Raw genomic sequence first — 15,772 nt, 5'->3', positions numbered from 1 at the left:
AATATCACCGACTATCACGCTTGCGCGGTAATCCGCGACTCACGATCTTTTCGAGCAACAACTCTAAAATGATTTGCACGGCGCATGGCTTTGCCAATTTATCGCGCCGTTAGAAACGGCAGGAACACGACATGGACAGTCGAAACCGGGACACAGATACAACATGTGATAAAAACCACCCCATCACACACCTGCACGACGAGCTGCAGCTTCAATTGTGTGATCTGAAAGATTTGAAATACGCTTACTACGCCGCTACTCATAATCGCAATGTAGAGCCGATTATCATTTCAAATTACCCGCCGAGCTGGGTTAAAAGCTATAAAGATAACAAGAGCTACCTGATCGACCCAATCATCAAGCATGGGCTGAGGGAGATCACCCCCTTCTCCTGGCACGAAGCCCTTGCCAACAGCGGTCCCGAAGGCGTGGCCTTTTTCAGGCGCGCTACCCGTTATCGAATCTGCTCGGGTACCACGTTTACCCTGCGCGATGCGTCCGGGACCTTCTGTGCCTTGAGTGTGTGCGATGCGGGTTCGCAAGTAGATTTTGATCGGCGTATGGCCAAGCAGCAAAGCCAGCTGCAAATGCTACTGATCAAATTTCATAGTTGGCTGATGACCTCGCGCACAACGGATCAGCTGTTTTCCAGTGCAGCCGATGGGCCGCTTTCCACCCGCGAACTGGGCGTGCTGCAACTGGTCATGCGCGGCAAGACCTACCGCGAAATTGCCACGGACTGTGGAATTTCAGAGCGCACAGTGAAATTCCACATGTCGAACATTTCTGGCAAATTGCAGGTCGGCAACGCCAAGCAAGCCGTCTACGAGGCCAAGCGACAGGGCATCATCTGATCAGGCAATGTGGTTGTCGGATACATCGTGCAACTGCAGGCTCAATGGCCACTGCTGGGTCTGCAGTGATGACAGCGGTTGCTTGCGCGCAATGCTTTCGAGCAGTCGCAGGCGGTTGGACGAACTGATCGGCATGTCCAGCAAATGCACCGTCTCACCCGGCGATGCCTCGCCGCTGTCGAGAATCTGGTAGTGCCAGCCGGCCTGTCGAACGATGCGTGCCATGGCATCGCTGACCACGGTGACGATCGATTTCAAGCCGGTCAGTTCGCCGTGGTCATGCATGCTGAAAAGCAACATTTCGGTCAATGGCAAGTGCGCCAGGCCCAACTTGCGTGAACGGGTCTTATCGACGAAGAAGCGGCTGGATTCAGCCATCAAGGCCCGCTTGGGCGGTGTGCAACTGAAGAAATCGCGAAAGGGGCCTTCAACCATATAAGGGTGCAACGTGTTGATCAGGCGCAGCCCCGCCAACGGTATGCCTTGGCAAGTGCCAACCAGATACGTCGTGTTCCAGTTGTCATATTCATCCAATTCAATGCCATTTCTCACCGTGACTTTCCAATTAAGGCGATCACAGAAGACATGCTTGCGTAAGCCGTACAACTCGGCAACCCAGGGATGTGGGTCACGACGGTATTCAATCTTGTGAAAGTCGATAGTTATCATATTGGGCTGTTCCCTTGCCTCAGGTATGGCGGTCGCGTGGGCGTTGGTATACAGCATGCCCTTCGAACTACAACCTGCTGATTCTATCAACTGTCGACGCTGAGCAACCTGTACTTAAGTGCATGCAGCCCGTCGGTATTTCGGCAAATACCGAGCGCCTGTACCTAGATACAGTTGTTGCCATCGCAGAATTGGGCACACTTCCCGGGTCGTTGTGTAGGACGCCAGTTTTCACAACTTACAAGACGCTATTTGCCAGGCACACGGTTGCGATGGGTATTGAAAACCCTCGTACCTTCGGCCCTGGCAGTTAGCGCCTGCACTCAATGCCGCCCTTGTTCATACACGGGTTGTCACGCCAGCACATCAATCAGGGAAGACCATGGAAAAGCCAGCCTCTCCAGCACCTCGCCGCGTCGTCGTTACTGGTTACGGTGCGATCTGCTCGCTCGGCCAGAACGCCGATGCCATCTGGGACGCGATGATGGATTACCAGATCGGCTATCGTCTGCACCGTTTTGATGACCCGACTATCCATGCGCGCTTCTTCGGTTTCATCGACGACTTCGGCCGCGAGGCCATGCGGCCGTTCTCGAAGAAGATTTCCAAGATGTTGCCTCTGTTCGCCAAGTACAGCTTGGTGGCGGCCCATGAAGCACTGCACATGGCTTATGGCGACACACCACTGGATGACGTGGTCGCACCGTTCGACCGTGGTGTCGTTCTCGGCACCGGTTGGGGAGGGCTGGACACGGCGAACTTCAACAACAACGAATACTGCCAACAAGGCATTTCCACCTCGTTCGCCACGGTCATGTCGATGTGCAATGCCGCGACGGCGGCCATCACCATGAACTGGAACATGCGTGGTGTTCAAAACAGCCCGGTGGCAGCGTGCGCAACGGGCACCATCGCCATTGGCGAAGCCTATGAAGCGATTCGTGCCGGTCGCGCGAAAATGATGATCGCCGGTGGCAGCGAATCGTTGAAAGAGCAATTCAACGTCTGGTCGATCGACGTCATCCAGGCTCTAAGCAAAGAGCAGGAAAACCCGCGCCTGGCTTGCTGCCCGTTCAGCAAAGGGCGAAGCGGTTTCATCCTTTCCGAAGGCGCGGCGGTACTGTGCCTTGAGGATTATGAGCTGGCCAAGGCCCGCGGCGCCAAGATCCTTGGCGAAATCACCGGCTACGCCAACTACTCGGACGCCTTCGACATGACGGCCCCGGCCGAGGACATGCAGGCTCGCGTGCGGGTGATCCAGGAAGTATGCAGGCAAGCCAGTGTCGATGCGCCGCACATCGATTACATCAACTTGCATGGCACCTCCACACCGCTGAACGATGTCAATGAAGCCCGCTCCATCAAACTGGCGCTGGGCGACGCTGCCCATGGCATTCCGATGTCCAGCACCAAGTCGTACACCGGCCACCTGATTGGTGCAGCAGGTTCGATGGAAGCGATCTTCTGCCTCAAAGCCATGGCCCGTGGCACGATCCCGGCAACCATCCATCTGGATGAGGCCGATCCTGAGTGCGACCTGAACTTCGTACCCAACGAGCACTTGCACGGGCAGCAACTGGACAACGTGCTGAACCTGAGCTTCGGCTTCGGTGGCGCCAATGCCGGCATCATGCTGCGCAAGGTGCATTGATCATGCAGTGGCAATTTGGCCCTGAACAGATCGAAGCGTGGGCTGATCTTTCCGGCGATCGCAACCCTATTCACTTTGACCTGGAAGCGGCGCGGCGCATGGACGCCGCGGATGTCGTGGTGCACGGCATGCTGGCGCTGCTGCCAATCAAACATCAAATGGGGCGTGCCGCCGACGGCCGCGATGAAGACTGGGTACAGTTCAAGGCGCTGCTGAAGGCGCCGGTTCTGCGCAACCGCCCTGTCGCGCTTTCCACCCGCCCGCGCAGTGCAAGCACGGCATTCACGCTGCGTTCCGAGGGCAGTGACAGCGAGCATGTGCTCGGCCATGTCTCGCAAGTTGCGCCGCCAGCGTGGGCGTCGAAATCCCCAGGCTTCGCCCTCGACCGGGAATACGTCGAGGCTTGGCTCACCCAGTTTCGAGAAGGGTTGGGCAAGGGGCTGGATGACTGGGTGGCACTGGATGCGCTGATATTTTCCCACTTCATCCGCAACCATCTGGGGGTGATCTTCGAGCGCCTGTCCGGGCAATTTGCCCAACGCCAGGTTCCTGAGCGTATCGAGGACATCACCAATCACCTGGTCGTGCAGACCAGTCACGAGATCACGTTCTGCACGCAACTGCGTTCGTTGGGCAGCTTGCAGTCCGATATCAGCTGCGAGATCGACAACATTCTCTTGATTGAAACACCAGGCAAGGCCGTTGGCACCCTCGACCTGGGAGTCGTCGTCAGCGGCCGCCATGTAATGACCATAACCCTCGGCTTGATGATTAAAACCGTTCTCACCCCCACTGGAGCGAAACAATGACCACTGTTGACCAAGTATTCACCATCGTTCGTGATCTGATCCTGGACCTCAAGGATGTCGATGAAAGCGAAGTGACCCTCGATACCACCATTGAAGCGATGGAGTTCGACAGCCTGGACTTCGTCGAGATGCAGGTGGTCGTGCAGAAGAAGATCGGCGTTGCGATCAACCCGGATTCGTTCGTCACCCGCAAGATCGCCACGTTGCGCCAGCTCTGTGAATTCATCGTCGAGCTCAAGGAATCGACTGCCGTCGAAGCCTGAGCCGCTGGACCCAATTCATGGAGGAGCAGGAAATGTCTACGCTGAACAATAGTGTGCTCGCTATTTCCCCGGCGAGGGAGTCGAAGGTTCGCAAGTTAAGCGAAGTGTCGCATCACAAGACGATGGACCACGCGACCGTACTGCCATGGGACCAGGACATCGATCGAAGCCTTTACCCCAAGGATCCCGAGCATCTGTGGATCAATGGAACACGCTATTGCGAAGGCTTGACCGACGCCCAGAAGCTGGAACTGGCCTGGCTCGAGACGGGCCGTGACATTTCCATGTTCATCTGGCTCGAGCAGACCATTCCGCCGTTGTACATGGGCTACATCACCCAGTTCCATGACCGTATTTCGCCGGACCTGCAGGAATACCTGATGATCTTTTCCAAGGAAGAGATCGTTCATACCCTCACCTTCAAGCGCTTCATGGCCAAGGCCGGCCTGCAGATCTGGAACCCACCGGTCGGGCTCTATGAGTTGCTGACCCAGACACTGCCGAAAATGGAGCCGGCGGTTGGCGTGTTGTTCACGCTGTTGATCGAATGGGTTGCCGAAATGGGCGCCATGCACACCTCCCAGGGCGCAGCGGTAGAGCCGATGACCCGCACCCTGTTCCGTGAGCATCACTATGACGAGGCACGGCACATCGCCTTTGGCCGCTGGATCAGCGAGTCCTTCTTCGAAACTGCCAGCGCTGAGTCGATCACCCAGGTCAAAGCCATGAGCCGGAAAATCATTCCGGCGCTGATCGACATGTTCACCTACAACCCCGAGATCGCGTTGCACACTTCCTTCGAGTTCCCGATTGCAGTGGATGACAAGGCAAAGATCGAAGAGGTCTGGCGTTCACCGAACAATGCTCGACTGAACGACGCCCGATTCGCCGAAATTTACGCCTGGATCGACAAGTTGGGGCTGCGGCAATGAGTTCTTCGACCTGGGACGCGATCTTCGTGGGTACCGGGATCACGAGCCTGGCCTGCGCGGCCATGCTGGTCAAGCGTGATCGCGGTGCACGCGTCCTGATGCTCGACAAGCATATTGTGGTTGGGGGCTATGCCTCGACGTTCAGCCGGCCCAAGCAATCGGCGATCTTCGATTGCAGCCTGCACAAGCTCAGCGGCATGGCGGAAGGCGGCAACCTGATCCGCATCCTGCGGGATCTGGGCCTTGAGGATGAACTGAACCTGGTCTACCCCAACGACTATTTCTGCGCCTACCAGAACGGCACGGCGCTGCCGTTGGCTAACGATGCCGACCAGGTCGAACGGCAACTGATCGAACGGTTCCCTCATCAGGCAGAGCCCTTGGTTACCTTTTTCACTCAGGTACGCACCTATGGGCGCAACGGCTACTACCAGTTCCAGATGCTCGATGGCAGTTTCGAGCCTGACATGGCGCAGTTGCGCTGGGCCCATCGTAACCTCAAGCACAAGACCGTGCGTGAGGCGTTGCACGAGTTGTTCGATGACCCCTACCTGATTGAAATCCTGGCAGCCCCTGGCATTTATGTCGGTGGCTACTCGGAGGACCTGGGCTACCTGTACTACCTGCACGTGGTGTATGCCACGCTCAATCGCGGCAACGCCTACGTTGCAGGCTCGTCCCAGCGCCTGTCCGACCTGCTGGCGCAGCAGGTCGAACAGGCTGGGGGCAAGATCATGCTCAGCACGCCTGTAGAAGAAGTGACCACCGACAGCAACGGCAATGTCACGGGGGTACGCACCCGGGCCGGAGAGTTCCATGCGCCACAGGTGTTCATCAATACCTCGCCCCATTATGCGGTGGAGCACTTGTTCCAGGCGGATGTGGACCTGACGAGCACCCGAGAGAAACTGGCCGCGTTGAAGCCGGCACGCTCGACCACCACGGTGTACCTGACCACCGATCAAGCGCCCGCACAGCTGGGGCTGCGGCATAGCGAGTCGATGCTGTTTGCTGCGGACCCCGCGTTGGCAGCCGAGCTGCGCATCAACGCCGAGCGCAGCGGTTTTCAGCCAGAGCTCTGCGAACAGGCCTTCTGGGCGATGTCCCCGATCGAGGTCACCAACTATCACGCCCTGGCACCCGCTGGCGGCAAGGTCGTGTGTATCAACGTGCTTGATTCCATCGCCCATTGGCCTGCCCGGCGTACGGCGCAATATCGCGCGAAAAAGCAACGCGCGTGTGAGGTGCTGGTGGAGCGGCTGCTGGTTCAGGTTCCTCAGCTGCGTGGCCACATTTTGCATACCGAAGTGGCTACCCCGCATACCTATGTGCGCTTCACCAACAACACCGATGGCTCTGGCTACGGGGCGATGGTGGGTACCGACCTCAAAGGGCATGTCTTCCACCATGGCTTCCCGGTGCAGGGCGTGCAGTTTCTCAGCGCTTGGGTCGCGGGCCCAAGTTATGAAGCCGCCTTTGGCTATGCCGAGATGAAAGCCAGGCAATGGAGACGGGCATGACAACGCATGCACACTCGCCCAGCTGGTTTGGAATCGCCGTTTCCAAATTGTTCATTCGCGTGATGTTCAGGCAGGTACAAGGGTGGAAGCGCGACGTGCCCAGCCGGGCCGAGGGCTTCGTCGAGACGGCCAGCGACGGCAGCAAGCTGGAAGGGGCGGTACTGCTGGCCAACCCAGCCAAAGCCAAGGGTGTCGTGCTGCTGTGCCATCCGTTCTTGAAATATGGCATGCATTACTTTTTCGAGAACGGCATCGATCAGGCGTTCCTGGAACAGGGCTACCACGTCGTTGCCTTCAACTTCAAAGGCTTCGGGCGCAGCACCATCGGTGGTCATGCATTCGCCGATGACGTCTTGTCCATTGCGCGAAAGATCGCCCGGGAATACCCAGGCCTGCCGATTCACCTGGTCGGCTGCTCATTCGGTGGCTACCACCTGTCACATGCCTTGGCACGTGACGCCTCGCCCTTCACCTCGGCCGTCCTGGACAGTGTGCCTGTCTCGGTTCGCAGCTATTTCACGCGTGGTCCGTTGCGCCTCGCCATGCGCTGGATCAGCGGGAGCCGTCTGGCAGTGCCTACCGGTACCTGTGCGATCGACCATTCCCTGAAGCATGTTCAGCACCTGCCAATCGCCTACTTCTACGGGTTGAGTGACCGCTATATCCCAGGGGCGAGCGTGGCAAGGCTGAGCCTGGATTGCACATCCCTGCATGTGGTCGGCTTCGAAGCGTGTCGCCACCTGGAAAACCACAAGAAGCACCGGGATCAGTACTTCCAGGAGATCTTCGCGTTCTTCGCCCGTGCTGAATCTCATAAACCCGTTGTAACGGCCTGACTACGGGCTCTTTGACTTAAGGAAACAGAACATGGATGTCCAACAGCTCGGCAAAGGCAAGTGGATACTCATCAGCGGCGGTACCCGCGGTATAGGGCGTGCCCTTGTGCAACACCTGTCGCGTGAAGGTTATGAAGTTGCGTTCACCTATCAGTCCTCCGCTGACGCTGCTCGCCAGCTCGAACAGGAGGTAGCCGCCAGCGGCGGCCGTGCGCATGGGCATGCCTGTGACGGTCGGGACTTCCAGTCGGTCAGTTCATTGTGCGAACAGTTGGTCAACGATCTCGGCGGCCCCTATGGCTTGATCAACAACATGGGCGTGACTGGCGACCAGCTGCTGTTCAACCTCGACGTCGAGCGCTATCGCGACGTGGTTGCGACCAACCTCGACTCGGCAGTTTATTTCAGCAAGTCATTGGTCCCGGCCATGGCTGGTGAGCGGCGGGGCAAGATTTTGCACATGTCCTCCGTCAGTGGCGTCAAGGGAAACAAGGGCCAATTGGGTTATTCCGCAACCAAGGCCGCGATGATCGGGATTACCAAGACCATGGCGTTGGAACTGGCGCGCTTCAAGATCAATGTCAATGCCATTGCTCCCGGCTACATCGCCACGGACATGATCGACCAGATCCCCGATCACGTGCGCAAGTCGATCACCGACAACATCCCCCTCAAGCGCTTCGGCGAAGTACACGAAGTTGCTGCATTGGCCAGCTTCCTGTTGTCACCGCAAGCTGACTACATCACTGGCCAGACCTTCCTGATCGACGGTGGCCTGACGGCCTGATTCGCCTTGCGCGATCTGCTGTGCGGTGATGCCCGGAGCATTCATGAGTCAATCATACGATACTGTTTTTGTAGGATCAGGGCTGGGCGCGCTCGCCAGCGCCAGCCTGATGGCCCAACGGGGCCAGAAGGTCCTGGTGGTGGAAAAGCACAATATACCCGGTGGTTACGCGAGCAATTTTCGTCGTAAAGACTTCACCTTCGATGTGTCTCTGCATTCGTTCGATGGGGTGGTCCGCGGTGCGCATTCATTCAAGGTGATCGAGGCTTGTGGCGTCGCGGACAAGGTCGAGTTTCTCCATCATCCGACGCTCTATCGCTACCGTTCTCCCGATATCGACATCACCGTCGGGCATCGCGACCTGGAAGGTTACAAACAGACCCTGTATCGCTGCTTCCCCGAAGAAATCGACAACATCGATCGGTTGTTCGCCGAGTCCAAGCGCAACTACAAGGACCTGTGTGGCTTCCTTTATTCACCCAAACCGTTCTGGATGCGATTTGTCGCTACCCCCTTCGCCTATCCGCGGGTCCTGCGCTATGGCCATGAAACGGTGGATAAGTACTTTTCCAGGTTCACCCGCAACGAACGCCTGAAGGAAGTACTGTCGGCGCAGTGGAGCTACTACGGGCTGCCGGCGAAAGACCTGGCATTCGGCTATTTCTCGTACCCCTTCATCGACTATCTGGAAAACGGCGGCTATTCGATCAAAGGCGGCTCGCAGGCGCTTTCCTCGGCATTGGTCGAGGTTATCGAGGCGCACGGCGGCCGTGTCGAACTGGAGTCGGGAGTCCAGCAGATATTGGTCGACCGAGGCAGGGTCACCGGCGTTGTCACGCGCCGATCGGGGCCGGTGAAGGCCCGCAACGTGGTGGCCAATGTTTCCCCGCATGCCGTGGTGGGCTTGGCAGGAAAACAGCACTTCCCCAGCAAGTACCTCACTCGGCTGGACAAGCTGAAGTTCTCGGTATCCGGCTTCCAGGTGTACCTGGGCCTGGATTGCCCGCTGAGTGAACTGGGTGTCGGCCCTGAGGAATACATCCACTTCTTCTCACCCGGGAAAACGCAGCGCACGCAATTCGAACATATCCAGGCAGGCGAGCTGCATCAGGACAACACCAGCTGGTCGATCAACTACTTCTCCAATGTCGACCCGTCCATGGTGCCACCTGGAAAGTCCAGCCTTGGCCTGTTCACCCTGACCGGCCCCGACGTCTGGCACTCGCTGGACAAACTGGCTTACCGCCGCAAGAAAGCCGCGCTGACCGACTTGTTGATCGCTAATGCCGAGCGCGTCATTCCAGGCCTGCGCGACCACATCGAAGTTTGTGAAGCAGGCTCTCCGCGCACCATGACCAAGTTCACCCAGAACCCCCAGGGTGCGATCTACGGCTTCGAACAAACGCCTCAACAGTCCGGACTGTTCAACCGGTTTCCGCAGAAGTATCCGGTAAAGGGGCTCTACCAGGTGGGCGCCTGGACGTTCCCTGGTGCGGGCTTCATCGGAACGATGTTGTCTGCCCGCTTGTTGGTTGACCGCTACTTCTAGGCGGTGATGTGCCCGTAAATGCGACCTCGAGAGACTAACCATGACTTATGTAGTGACTGACAACTGCATCCAGTGCCGACACACCAACTGTGTGGATATATGCCCTGCAGACGCGTTCCACCTAGGGCCGAACTTCATCGTGATCAACCCGGAGGCATGCGTCGATTGTGGTCTCTGCCTGCCGGAATGCCCTGAAGAGGCGATTCTGCCGGAGAACCGCCTGGATGGTGGTAATCGGCACTTCCTGGCGTTGAATGCCGAGCTTGCACAACATTGGCCCGTCATTCTCCAGAGCATCCCACCGCTGGGCGATTACCAGAAGTGGAGTCACCAGCCGAACAAACTTGCACACCTCGTGCGCGAAGCCGAAGCGGTCGATCCGACCCGCGACCACCATCTGCAGCACGCTTGAAGTGCCCCTGGACGAATGCCCATGCAAAGCTATGACCGCTTCAAGACGCTGGAAAGCGATACCTTCGACGTGATTGTCGTGGGTGCCGGCATTGGTGGACTGACCGCAGCCGCGACCCTCGCCAATCGTGGCAAGCAGGTATTGGTGCTGGACATGCACTATGAGATGGGGGGCTGCGCCACGGTCTTTCATCGTAAGGGCAAGGATTACGAGTTCGACGTAGGTCTTCATTACATCGGCGACTGTGGCAAGGAAGGCTTGATCCCGCGTATTTTGCGCGGGGCCGGCATCGATGATGGCGAGATCAATTTTATCGAGCAGGATCCAGAAGGTTTCGAAACCCTCTGCTTCCCCGACTTTCAATTTGCCGTGCCGCGTGGGTATGAGCGCTTCCGGGAAAGGCTCATCGAGGCGTTCCCCAAGGAAAAATCCGGCATCAACCGCTATTTCAAGATGCTGCAGCAAGTCTGGGACTTCATGGGCATCCACTCCCGGCCGCTCTCCGCGCTGTGGGTGCTGCCACGTTCGTGGATGCTGATGCGCCATTCGAAATCGACGGTTGCCCAGTTCCTCGACACCTGCACCCATGATCAGCGACTGCGCGCCATCCTGACCGGACAGCTCGGCGTTTACCATCAGCCTCCCAGCAGGGCGACCATGGCTGGCCACGCTGCGGTGGTCAACCACTTCCTGCAAGGGTCATATTACCCTTCGGGAGGGGGCCAGATGTTCTCTGACAAACTCGGCGCGGTTGTCGAACGCAACGGAGGTAAGATCCTGCTGCGTTCCAAGGTCGAACGTATCCTGGTCGAGAAGGGCCGCGCGGTAGGTGTCGAATTCAGCAACAAGCATCTGGGCAAACGTACGGTCAAGGCAGACGCGGTGATCTGCAACGCCGACATCAAGCACACCTTGCTGGACTTGATCGGACGGGACCAGCTCAAGGCGAAGACCGTCACCAGGGCAGAGCGTTTCGAAATGTCGCCGGCCATGGGCGTGGTTTACCTGGGCATCGATATGGACCTGAAGGCGATGGGTCTTAAAAACACCAACTATCGCATCTATCCCGGTTGCGACTATGAGCGTGCCTACCGTGAGGTGTTCGCCGGTCAATTCCCGGATGAGCCGCATCTGTTCATCGGTAACGCCACGATGAAGGACCCGGACAATCCGGCCATTGCCCCGCCTGGCATCTACAACCTGCAATTGATGTCGGCAGTTCCTTCGAACCCGGAAAGCTGGGGTGTTACCCAGGCCGAGGTAGCGGATGGCAGCTATCGGAACAACCCGGCGTACCTGGCGAAAAAGGAATGGTATGCCCGGCAACTGATTGCACTGGCTGAACGCGTGATACCAGGTATGTCGCAGCATATCGTGTATCAGGAAGTCTCCACTCCGTTCTCGGTGACCCGTTTCATCGGTTCAGCCGGGGGAACATCTTATGGCCTGGCATTCACTCCTGAGTACTTCCTGCATAATCGGCCGGGTACCAAAACCGAAATACGAAACCTGTTCTTGTGTGGCGCATCCACCCGCACCGGGCACGGGATATTCGGCGCTATGACGGGTGGTGTCGAAGCCGCTGCCGCTGTCGACGGGCGCAAGCTACGCTACCAGATCATGGATGTCGGCACGCGTGCCGAGGCCCAGGCGAGCACTTGAGCCCACCCAATGTCGGTCGATAACGCCCTGTAGTGCATGAGGCAGCTGGCGCCGTGCAATTCATCAAGGAGAGATGATATGTCGAATGACTACAACACCGCTTTGCTGCTGGCCGCGGGGCTTAGCCTGCTGGCGTCGATCCTGCACGTGGGGGTAATCCTGGTGGGCCCATCGTGGTATCGCCTGTTCGGCGCAGGCGAGCGTTTCGTGCGTGCGGCCCAGGCTGGGCGCTGGTATCCGGCGGTAGTAACGGCGGGCATCGCCCTGGTTCTCGCTACCTGGGGCGTTTATGCCCTGTCGGGAGCCGGAGTGGTCGATCCGTTGCCGCTGTTACGGCCGGCGCTGATCGCCATTACCGTGATCTACCTGTTACGCGGTGTACTCGGACCTTTTGCTCTGGCTGGTACCGGGCGCAGTGGCCGTTTCATCGTGGTCAGCTCGGCAATCTGCTTGTTGTATGGCCTTGTGCACCTGGTCGGGCTCATTCAAGTGTGGCAGTTGCTCAATCCCACTGGCTGATTACGTTTGGCCAGAGCAAATCGGCAAGTGCATGAAAAGGGCGAACCTCACGGTTCGCCCTTTGTTTAGGCACAGCCTTTTTCGCCGCCGTCAGATCTGCATGGCCATGCCATCCACGTTCATCGCCGCCTGGCGCAGGGCCTCGGAGCGGGTCGGGTGCGGGTGGCAGGTGAGGGCGATGTCTTCCGCCGAGGCCGAGAACTCCATGGCCACACAGAATTCGCCAATCATCTCACTGACGCTTGGGCCCACCAGGTGCACGCCCAATACTTCATCGGTCTGGGCATCGGCGATGACTTTGGCGAAGCCTTCGGTCTCGTGATTGATCTTGGCCCGGCTGTTGGCGGTGAAGGGGAATTTGCCGACCTTGTAGGCCCGCCCTTCGGCCTTGAGCTGCTCCTCGGTCTTGCCCACGCTAGCCAGTTCCGGCCGCGTGTAGATCACCCCGGGAATGAGGTTGTAGTTGACCTCATGGGGCTTGCCGGCGATGCGTTCGATGCAGGCCACCGCTTCGTCCTCGGCCTTGTGCGCCAGCATCGGGCCGGAGGTGACATCGCCAATCACCCAGATGCCCGGCACGGAAGTGCGGTAGTGTTCGTTGCCGAGCATGCCGCGCTTGTCGGTTGCCAGGCCCACGCTTTCCAGATTCAGCCCTTGGGTATAAGGGCGGCGGCCAATGGCGACCAGTACATAATCGGCCTGCAGGGTTTCCGTGCTGCCACCTGCGGCTGGCTCCAGGGTCAGGTCGACCCCGTCGTTGCTGGCATTGGCCTGGGTCACCTTGCTGCCCAGCTTGAACACCATGCCTTGCTTGGCCAATGCTTTCTGCAGGGTCTTGGCGGTTTCTTCGTCGGTGCCGGGGCAAATACGGTCGAGGTATTCGATGACCGTGACCTGGCTGCCCAGGCGACGCCATACCGAACCGAGTTCGAGGCCGATAACGCCGGCACCGATGACGACCAGGTGCTTGGGTACCTGCGGCAGGGACAGGGCGCCGGTCGAGTCGATGATGCGCTGGTTGTCGATGGCCACGCCTGGCAGCGGCGTAGGCTCCGAGCCAGTGGCAATGACGATGTCCTTGGCTTGCAGTGCGGTTTCACTGCCGTCCTCGGCCTTGACCACGACCTTGCCAACGCCATCCAGGCGACCCCAGCCCTTGATCCAGTCGACCTTGTTCTTGCGGAACAGGTACTCGATGCCCTTGGTCAGGCCAGTCACGCTCTCATCCTTCTGTTTCATCATCTGGGCGAGATTGAGGGAAGGTTGCACCTCGATACCGAGGTGGGCGAATTCGCCACCGCTGGCAGCCTCGTAGAGCTCGGACGCGTGCAACAGTGCCTTGGAGGGCATGCAGCCCACGTTCAGGCAGGTACCACCAAGGGTCGAGCGGCCTTCCACGCAGGCTACGCTAAGGCCCAGCTGGCCAGCACGGATGGCTGCGTTGTAGCCGCCAGGGCCACCGCCGATGATCACCACGTCATAGGATTTCATGGGTTCAACTCCAGGATGAGGAAGCACGAGAGGGGCACAAGGTTAAGCTGAGAAGCAAAAATTGTATACAATCTGACGCCTGGATAAGATCGACCAATGCTCGACCATGGTCTGGATAAAAGGAAACATCCCACGAATGAACTACTCTGATTCGGCGACGTTCGAAATTCCAGGCGTCGTGGCCAAATACGGACAGGAGGGTCGTTCATGCTTGCGCAACTTCCACCGGCATTGCAGAGCCTGCATCTGCCGCTGCGGCTGAAACTGTGGGACGGTAACGAGTTCGATCTGGGGCCTAGCCCTCAGGTCACCATCCTGGTCAAGGAGCCGCAGCTGATCAGCCAGTTGAGCCACCCGAGCATGGACCAGCTGGGCACGGCATTCGTCGAGGGCAAGCTGGAGCTGGAAGGGGATATCGGTGAAGCCATACGCGTGTGCGATGAGCTCAGTGAAGCGCTGCTGACCGAGGAAGAAGACGCTCCACCGCAACGGCAGGCGCATGACAAGAGCACCGATGCCGAAGCCATCTCCTACCACTATGATGTTTCCAACGCGTTCTACCAGTTGTGGCTGGATCAGGACATGGCCTACTCGTGCGCCTACTTCCGCGAGCCGGACAACACCCTCGATCAGGCGCAGCAGGACAAGTTCGATCATCTGTGTCGCAAGCTGCGCCTGGACGCCGGCGACTACTTGCTCGACGTAGGCTGTGGCTGGGGTGGGCTGGCGCGTTTCGCTGCCCGCGAATATGGGGCCAAGGTGTTCGGCATCACCTTGAGCAAGGAGCAGCTCAAGCTTGCCCGCGAGCGTGTCAAGGCAGAGGGGCTCGGCGGCAAGGTCGATCTGCAGATCCTCGACTACCGTGACCTGCCGCAGGATGGCCGCTTCGACAAGGTGGTCAGCGTTGGCATGTTCGAACATGTGGGCCATGCCAACTTGGCGCTGTATTGCCAGAAGCTGTTCGGTGCCGTGAGGGAAGGGGGCCTGGTGATGAACCACGGCATCACCGCCAAGCACGTCGATGGCCGCCCGGTCGGGCGTGGCGCTGGTGACTTCATCGACCGCTACGTGTTCCCCCATGGCGAGCTGCCGCACCTGTCGATGATCAGTGCCAGCATCTGTGAAGCGGGGCTGGAAGTGGTAGACGTGGAAAGCTTGCGTCTGCACTACGCCAAAACCCTGCACCACTGGAGCGCGAACCTGGAGAACCAGCTGCACAAGGCGGCGGCCCTGGTGCCCGAGAAGACCTTGCGTATCTGGCGCCTGTACCTGGCCGGGTGTGCCTATGCCTTCGAAAAGGGCTGGATCAACCTGCACCAGATACTGGCGGTCAAGCCTTATGCCGATGGCCACCATGATCTGCCGTGGACGCGGGAAGACCTGTATCGCTGAAAATCATGCAAGGCTGCTCCGGTGGGAGCGGCCTCGTGTCGCGAAGGGTCATGCAGGGCGATCTGGGTATTTGGTCTTGTTATCGGATAGAACAGGGTGCTCCGGCTCTCGGTCATGGCCTTCCTGGGTGTGCGGGTGGCCGCAGCAACTGTGACGTTCGCCTGCGCTGTCGTGTTCATGTCCATCATTTTCGTCGCGCGCATGTGTGCGATGCCCACGGTGCATGAGCAAATGCATCAAGGGGCAGGCCAGCACCAGCAGGAAGGGCAGATACGGAATGATGTGAGCCCTGTGCTCAAGGAACAGGAAATAGCCGGCGATCGCCAGAAAGCCCAGTAGGTACCAGTTGGTTCCCCGTGAGTGGCGGGGGCGTGATTCGGGGCGGTTCATGATGGCGCTCCTTGGACGAAACGGCACAGACGACAC

Annotated in this window: 16 protein-coding genes; 13 read left to right on the top strand and 3 right to left on the bottom strand. The window is 58.6% G+C overall.

Annotation, left to right across the window (positions count from 1 at the left end):
- Positions 1-131 precede the first annotated feature (131 nt).
- Positions 132-854 carry a LuxR family transcriptional regulator gene (locus HG549_RS25775; protein ID WP_170033970.1) on the top strand — a complete coding sequence of 241 codons (723 nt, stop codon included), beginning with the start codon at positions 132-134 and terminating at the stop codon, positions 852-854.
- Here the strand turns inward: HG549_RS25775 and HG549_RS25770 are convergent, their stop codons facing one another.
- Positions 855-1,523, bottom strand: a complete 669-nt coding sequence (locus tag HG549_RS25770) for an acyl-homoserine-lactone synthase (protein WP_170033968.1) — start codon at positions 1,521-1,523, stop codon at positions 855-857.
- 382 nt (positions 1,524-1,905) lie between these two features.
- On the opposite strand from HG549_RS25770, the gene HG549_RS25765 reads away from it, so the two are divergent.
- From HG549_RS25765 to HG549_RS25715, 11 genes are all read left to right on the top strand, one after another.
- Complete coding sequence (locus HG549_RS25765) at positions 1,906-3,174, top strand: beta-ketoacyl-[acyl-carrier-protein] synthase family protein (RefSeq protein WP_170033966.1); 1,269 nt, start codon at positions 1,906-1,908, stop codon at positions 3,172-3,174.
- Positions 3,175-3,176: 2 nt separating this feature from the next.
- Positions 3,177-3,983 (top strand): MaoC/PaaZ C-terminal domain-containing protein, encoded by an 807-nt coding sequence (locus HG549_RS25760; protein ID WP_170033964.1) that lies wholly within the window; start codon positions 3,177-3,179, stop codon positions 3,981-3,983.
- On the top strand, positions 3,980-4,246 hold the full coding sequence (locus HG549_RS25755; RefSeq protein ID WP_170033962.1) for an acyl carrier protein: 267 nt from the start codon (positions 3,980-3,982) through the stop codon (positions 4,244-4,246). The genes HG549_RS25760 and HG549_RS25755 overlap by 4 nt, the downstream gene beginning before the upstream one ends.
- Positions 4,247-4,278: 32 nt before the next feature.
- A complete protein-coding gene (locus HG549_RS25750; RefSeq protein ID WP_170033959.1) occupies positions 4,279-5,178 on the top strand; it encodes a diiron oxygenase in 900 nt (299 codons plus the stop codon).
- Positions 5,175-6,698, top strand: coding sequence for an NAD(P)/FAD-dependent oxidoreductase (locus HG549_RS25745; RefSeq protein ID WP_170033957.1), 1,524 nt, complete (start codon positions 5,175-5,177; stop codon positions 6,696-6,698). The genes HG549_RS25750 and HG549_RS25745 overlap by 4 nt, the downstream gene beginning before the upstream one ends.
- Entirely contained in the window at positions 6,683-7,534 is an 852-nt protein-coding gene (locus HG549_RS25740) for an alpha/beta hydrolase (RefSeq protein ID WP_256666038.1), read from the top strand. Before HG549_RS25745 ends, HG549_RS25740 begins: the two co-directional genes overlap by 16 nt.
- A gap of 31 nt (positions 7,535-7,565) precedes the next feature.
- Positions 7,566-8,321, top strand: coding sequence for an SDR family NAD(P)-dependent oxidoreductase (locus HG549_RS25735; RefSeq protein ID WP_170033955.1), 756 nt, complete (start codon positions 7,566-7,568; stop codon positions 8,319-8,321).
- Positions 8,322-8,364: 43 nt separating this feature from the next.
- Positions 8,365-9,870: an NAD(P)/FAD-dependent oxidoreductase gene (locus HG549_RS25730; RefSeq protein WP_170033953.1), complete on the top strand. Its 1,506-nt coding sequence runs from the start codon at positions 8,365-8,367 to the stop codon at positions 9,868-9,870.
- Between the two features lie 40 nt (positions 9,871-9,910).
- Positions 9,911-10,282, top strand: a complete 372-nt coding sequence (gene fdxA, locus HG549_RS25725) for a ferredoxin FdxA (protein ID WP_170033951.1) — start codon at positions 9,911-9,913, stop codon at positions 10,280-10,282.
- Positions 10,283-10,303: 21 nt separating this feature from the next.
- On the top strand, positions 10,304-11,944 hold the full coding sequence (locus HG549_RS25720) for an NAD(P)/FAD-dependent oxidoreductase (RefSeq protein ID WP_170033949.1): 1,641 nt from the start codon (positions 10,304-10,306) through the stop codon (positions 11,942-11,944).
- A gap of 78 nt (positions 11,945-12,022) precedes the next feature.
- Positions 12,023-12,463, top strand: a complete 441-nt coding sequence (locus HG549_RS25715; RefSeq protein ID WP_170033947.1) for a hypothetical protein — start codon at positions 12,023-12,025, stop codon at positions 12,461-12,463.
- A gap of 90 nt (positions 12,464-12,553) precedes the next feature.
- On the opposite strand, the gene lpdA is transcribed toward HG549_RS25715, so the two are convergent.
- The gene (lpdA, locus tag HG549_RS25710) at positions 12,554-13,954 is read right to left on the bottom strand and encodes a dihydrolipoyl dehydrogenase (protein ID WP_170033945.1); all 1,401 of its coding nucleotides are present in this window, start codon (positions 13,952-13,954) and stop codon (positions 12,554-12,556) included.
- Positions 13,955-14,161: 207 nt separating this feature from the next.
- On the opposite strand from lpdA, the gene cfaB reads away from it, so the two are divergent.
- The gene (gene cfaB / locus HG549_RS25705; protein WP_170033943.1) at positions 14,162-15,346 is read left to right on the top strand and encodes a C17 cyclopropane fatty acid synthase CfaB; all 1,185 of its coding nucleotides are present in this window, start codon (positions 14,162-14,164) and stop codon (positions 15,344-15,346) included.
- 48 nt (positions 15,347-15,394) lie between these two features.
- Here the strand turns inward: cfaB and HG549_RS26425 are convergent, their stop codons facing one another.
- On the bottom strand, positions 15,395-15,736 hold the full coding sequence (locus HG549_RS26425) for a DUF2933 domain-containing protein (RefSeq protein ID WP_170033941.1): 342 nt from the start codon (positions 15,734-15,736) through the stop codon (positions 15,395-15,397).
- Between the last annotated feature and the right edge of the window lie 36 nt (positions 15,737-15,772).

This window comes from Pseudomonas sp. SK, assembly GCF_012975065.1.
GTDB lineage: Bacteria > Pseudomonadota > Gammaproteobacteria > Pseudomonadales > Pseudomonadaceae > Aquipseudomonas > Aquipseudomonas anuradhapurensis.
Note: the sequence above shows the minus strand (reverse complement) of the source record. Positions and strands in the feature narration are given on the sequence as shown.

What these genes read in the sequence shown, in the direction of transcription:
- HG549_RS25775 (WP_170033970.1), top strand. Translation starts at nt 132, where the DNA reads ATGGACAGTCGAAACCGGGACACAGATACAACATGTGATAAAAACCAC.
- HG549_RS25770 (WP_170033968.1), bottom strand. Translation starts at nt 1,523, where the DNA reads ATGATAACTATCGACTTTCACAAGATTGAATACCGTCGTGACCCACAT.
- HG549_RS25765 (WP_170033966.1), top strand. Translation starts at nt 1,906, where the DNA reads ATGGAAAAGCCAGCCTCTCCAGCACCTCGCCGCGTCGTCGTTACTGGT.
- HG549_RS25760 (WP_170033964.1), top strand. Translation starts at nt 3,177, where the DNA reads ATGCAGTGGCAATTTGGCCCTGAACAGATCGAAGCGTGGGCTGATCTT.
- HG549_RS25755 (WP_170033962.1), top strand. Translation starts at nt 3,980, where the DNA reads ATGACCACTGTTGACCAAGTATTCACCATCGTTCGTGATCTGATCCTG.
- HG549_RS25750 (WP_170033959.1), top strand. Translation starts at nt 4,279, where the DNA reads ATGTCTACGCTGAACAATAGTGTGCTCGCTATTTCCCCGGCGAGGGAG.
- HG549_RS25745 (WP_170033957.1), top strand. Translation starts at nt 5,175, where the DNA reads ATGAGTTCTTCGACCTGGGACGCGATCTTCGTGGGTACCGGGATCACG.
- HG549_RS25740 (WP_256666038.1), top strand. Translation starts at nt 6,683, where the DNA reads ATGGAGACGGGCATGACAACGCATGCACACTCGCCCAGCTGGTTTGGA.
- HG549_RS25735 (WP_170033955.1), top strand. Translation starts at nt 7,566, where the DNA reads ATGGATGTCCAACAGCTCGGCAAAGGCAAGTGGATACTCATCAGCGGC.
- HG549_RS25730 (WP_170033953.1), top strand. Translation starts at nt 8,365, where the DNA reads ATGAGTCAATCATACGATACTGTTTTTGTAGGATCAGGGCTGGGCGCG.
- fdxA (WP_170033951.1), top strand. Translation starts at nt 9,911, where the DNA reads ATGACTTATGTAGTGACTGACAACTGCATCCAGTGCCGACACACCAAC.
- HG549_RS25720 (WP_170033949.1), top strand. Translation starts at nt 10,304, where the DNA reads ATGCAAAGCTATGACCGCTTCAAGACGCTGGAAAGCGATACCTTCGAC.
- HG549_RS25715 (WP_170033947.1), top strand. Translation starts at nt 12,023, where the DNA reads ATGTCGAATGACTACAACACCGCTTTGCTGCTGGCCGCGGGGCTTAGC.
- lpdA (WP_170033945.1), bottom strand. Translation starts at nt 13,954, where the DNA reads ATGAAATCCTATGACGTGGTGATCATCGGCGGTGGCCCTGGCGGCTAC.
- cfaB (WP_170033943.1), top strand. Translation starts at nt 14,162, where the DNA reads ATGCTTGCGCAACTTCCACCGGCATTGCAGAGCCTGCATCTGCCGCTG.
- HG549_RS26425 (WP_170033941.1), bottom strand. Translation starts at nt 15,736, where the DNA reads ATGAACCGCCCCGAATCACGCCCCCGCCACTCACGGGGAACCAACTGG.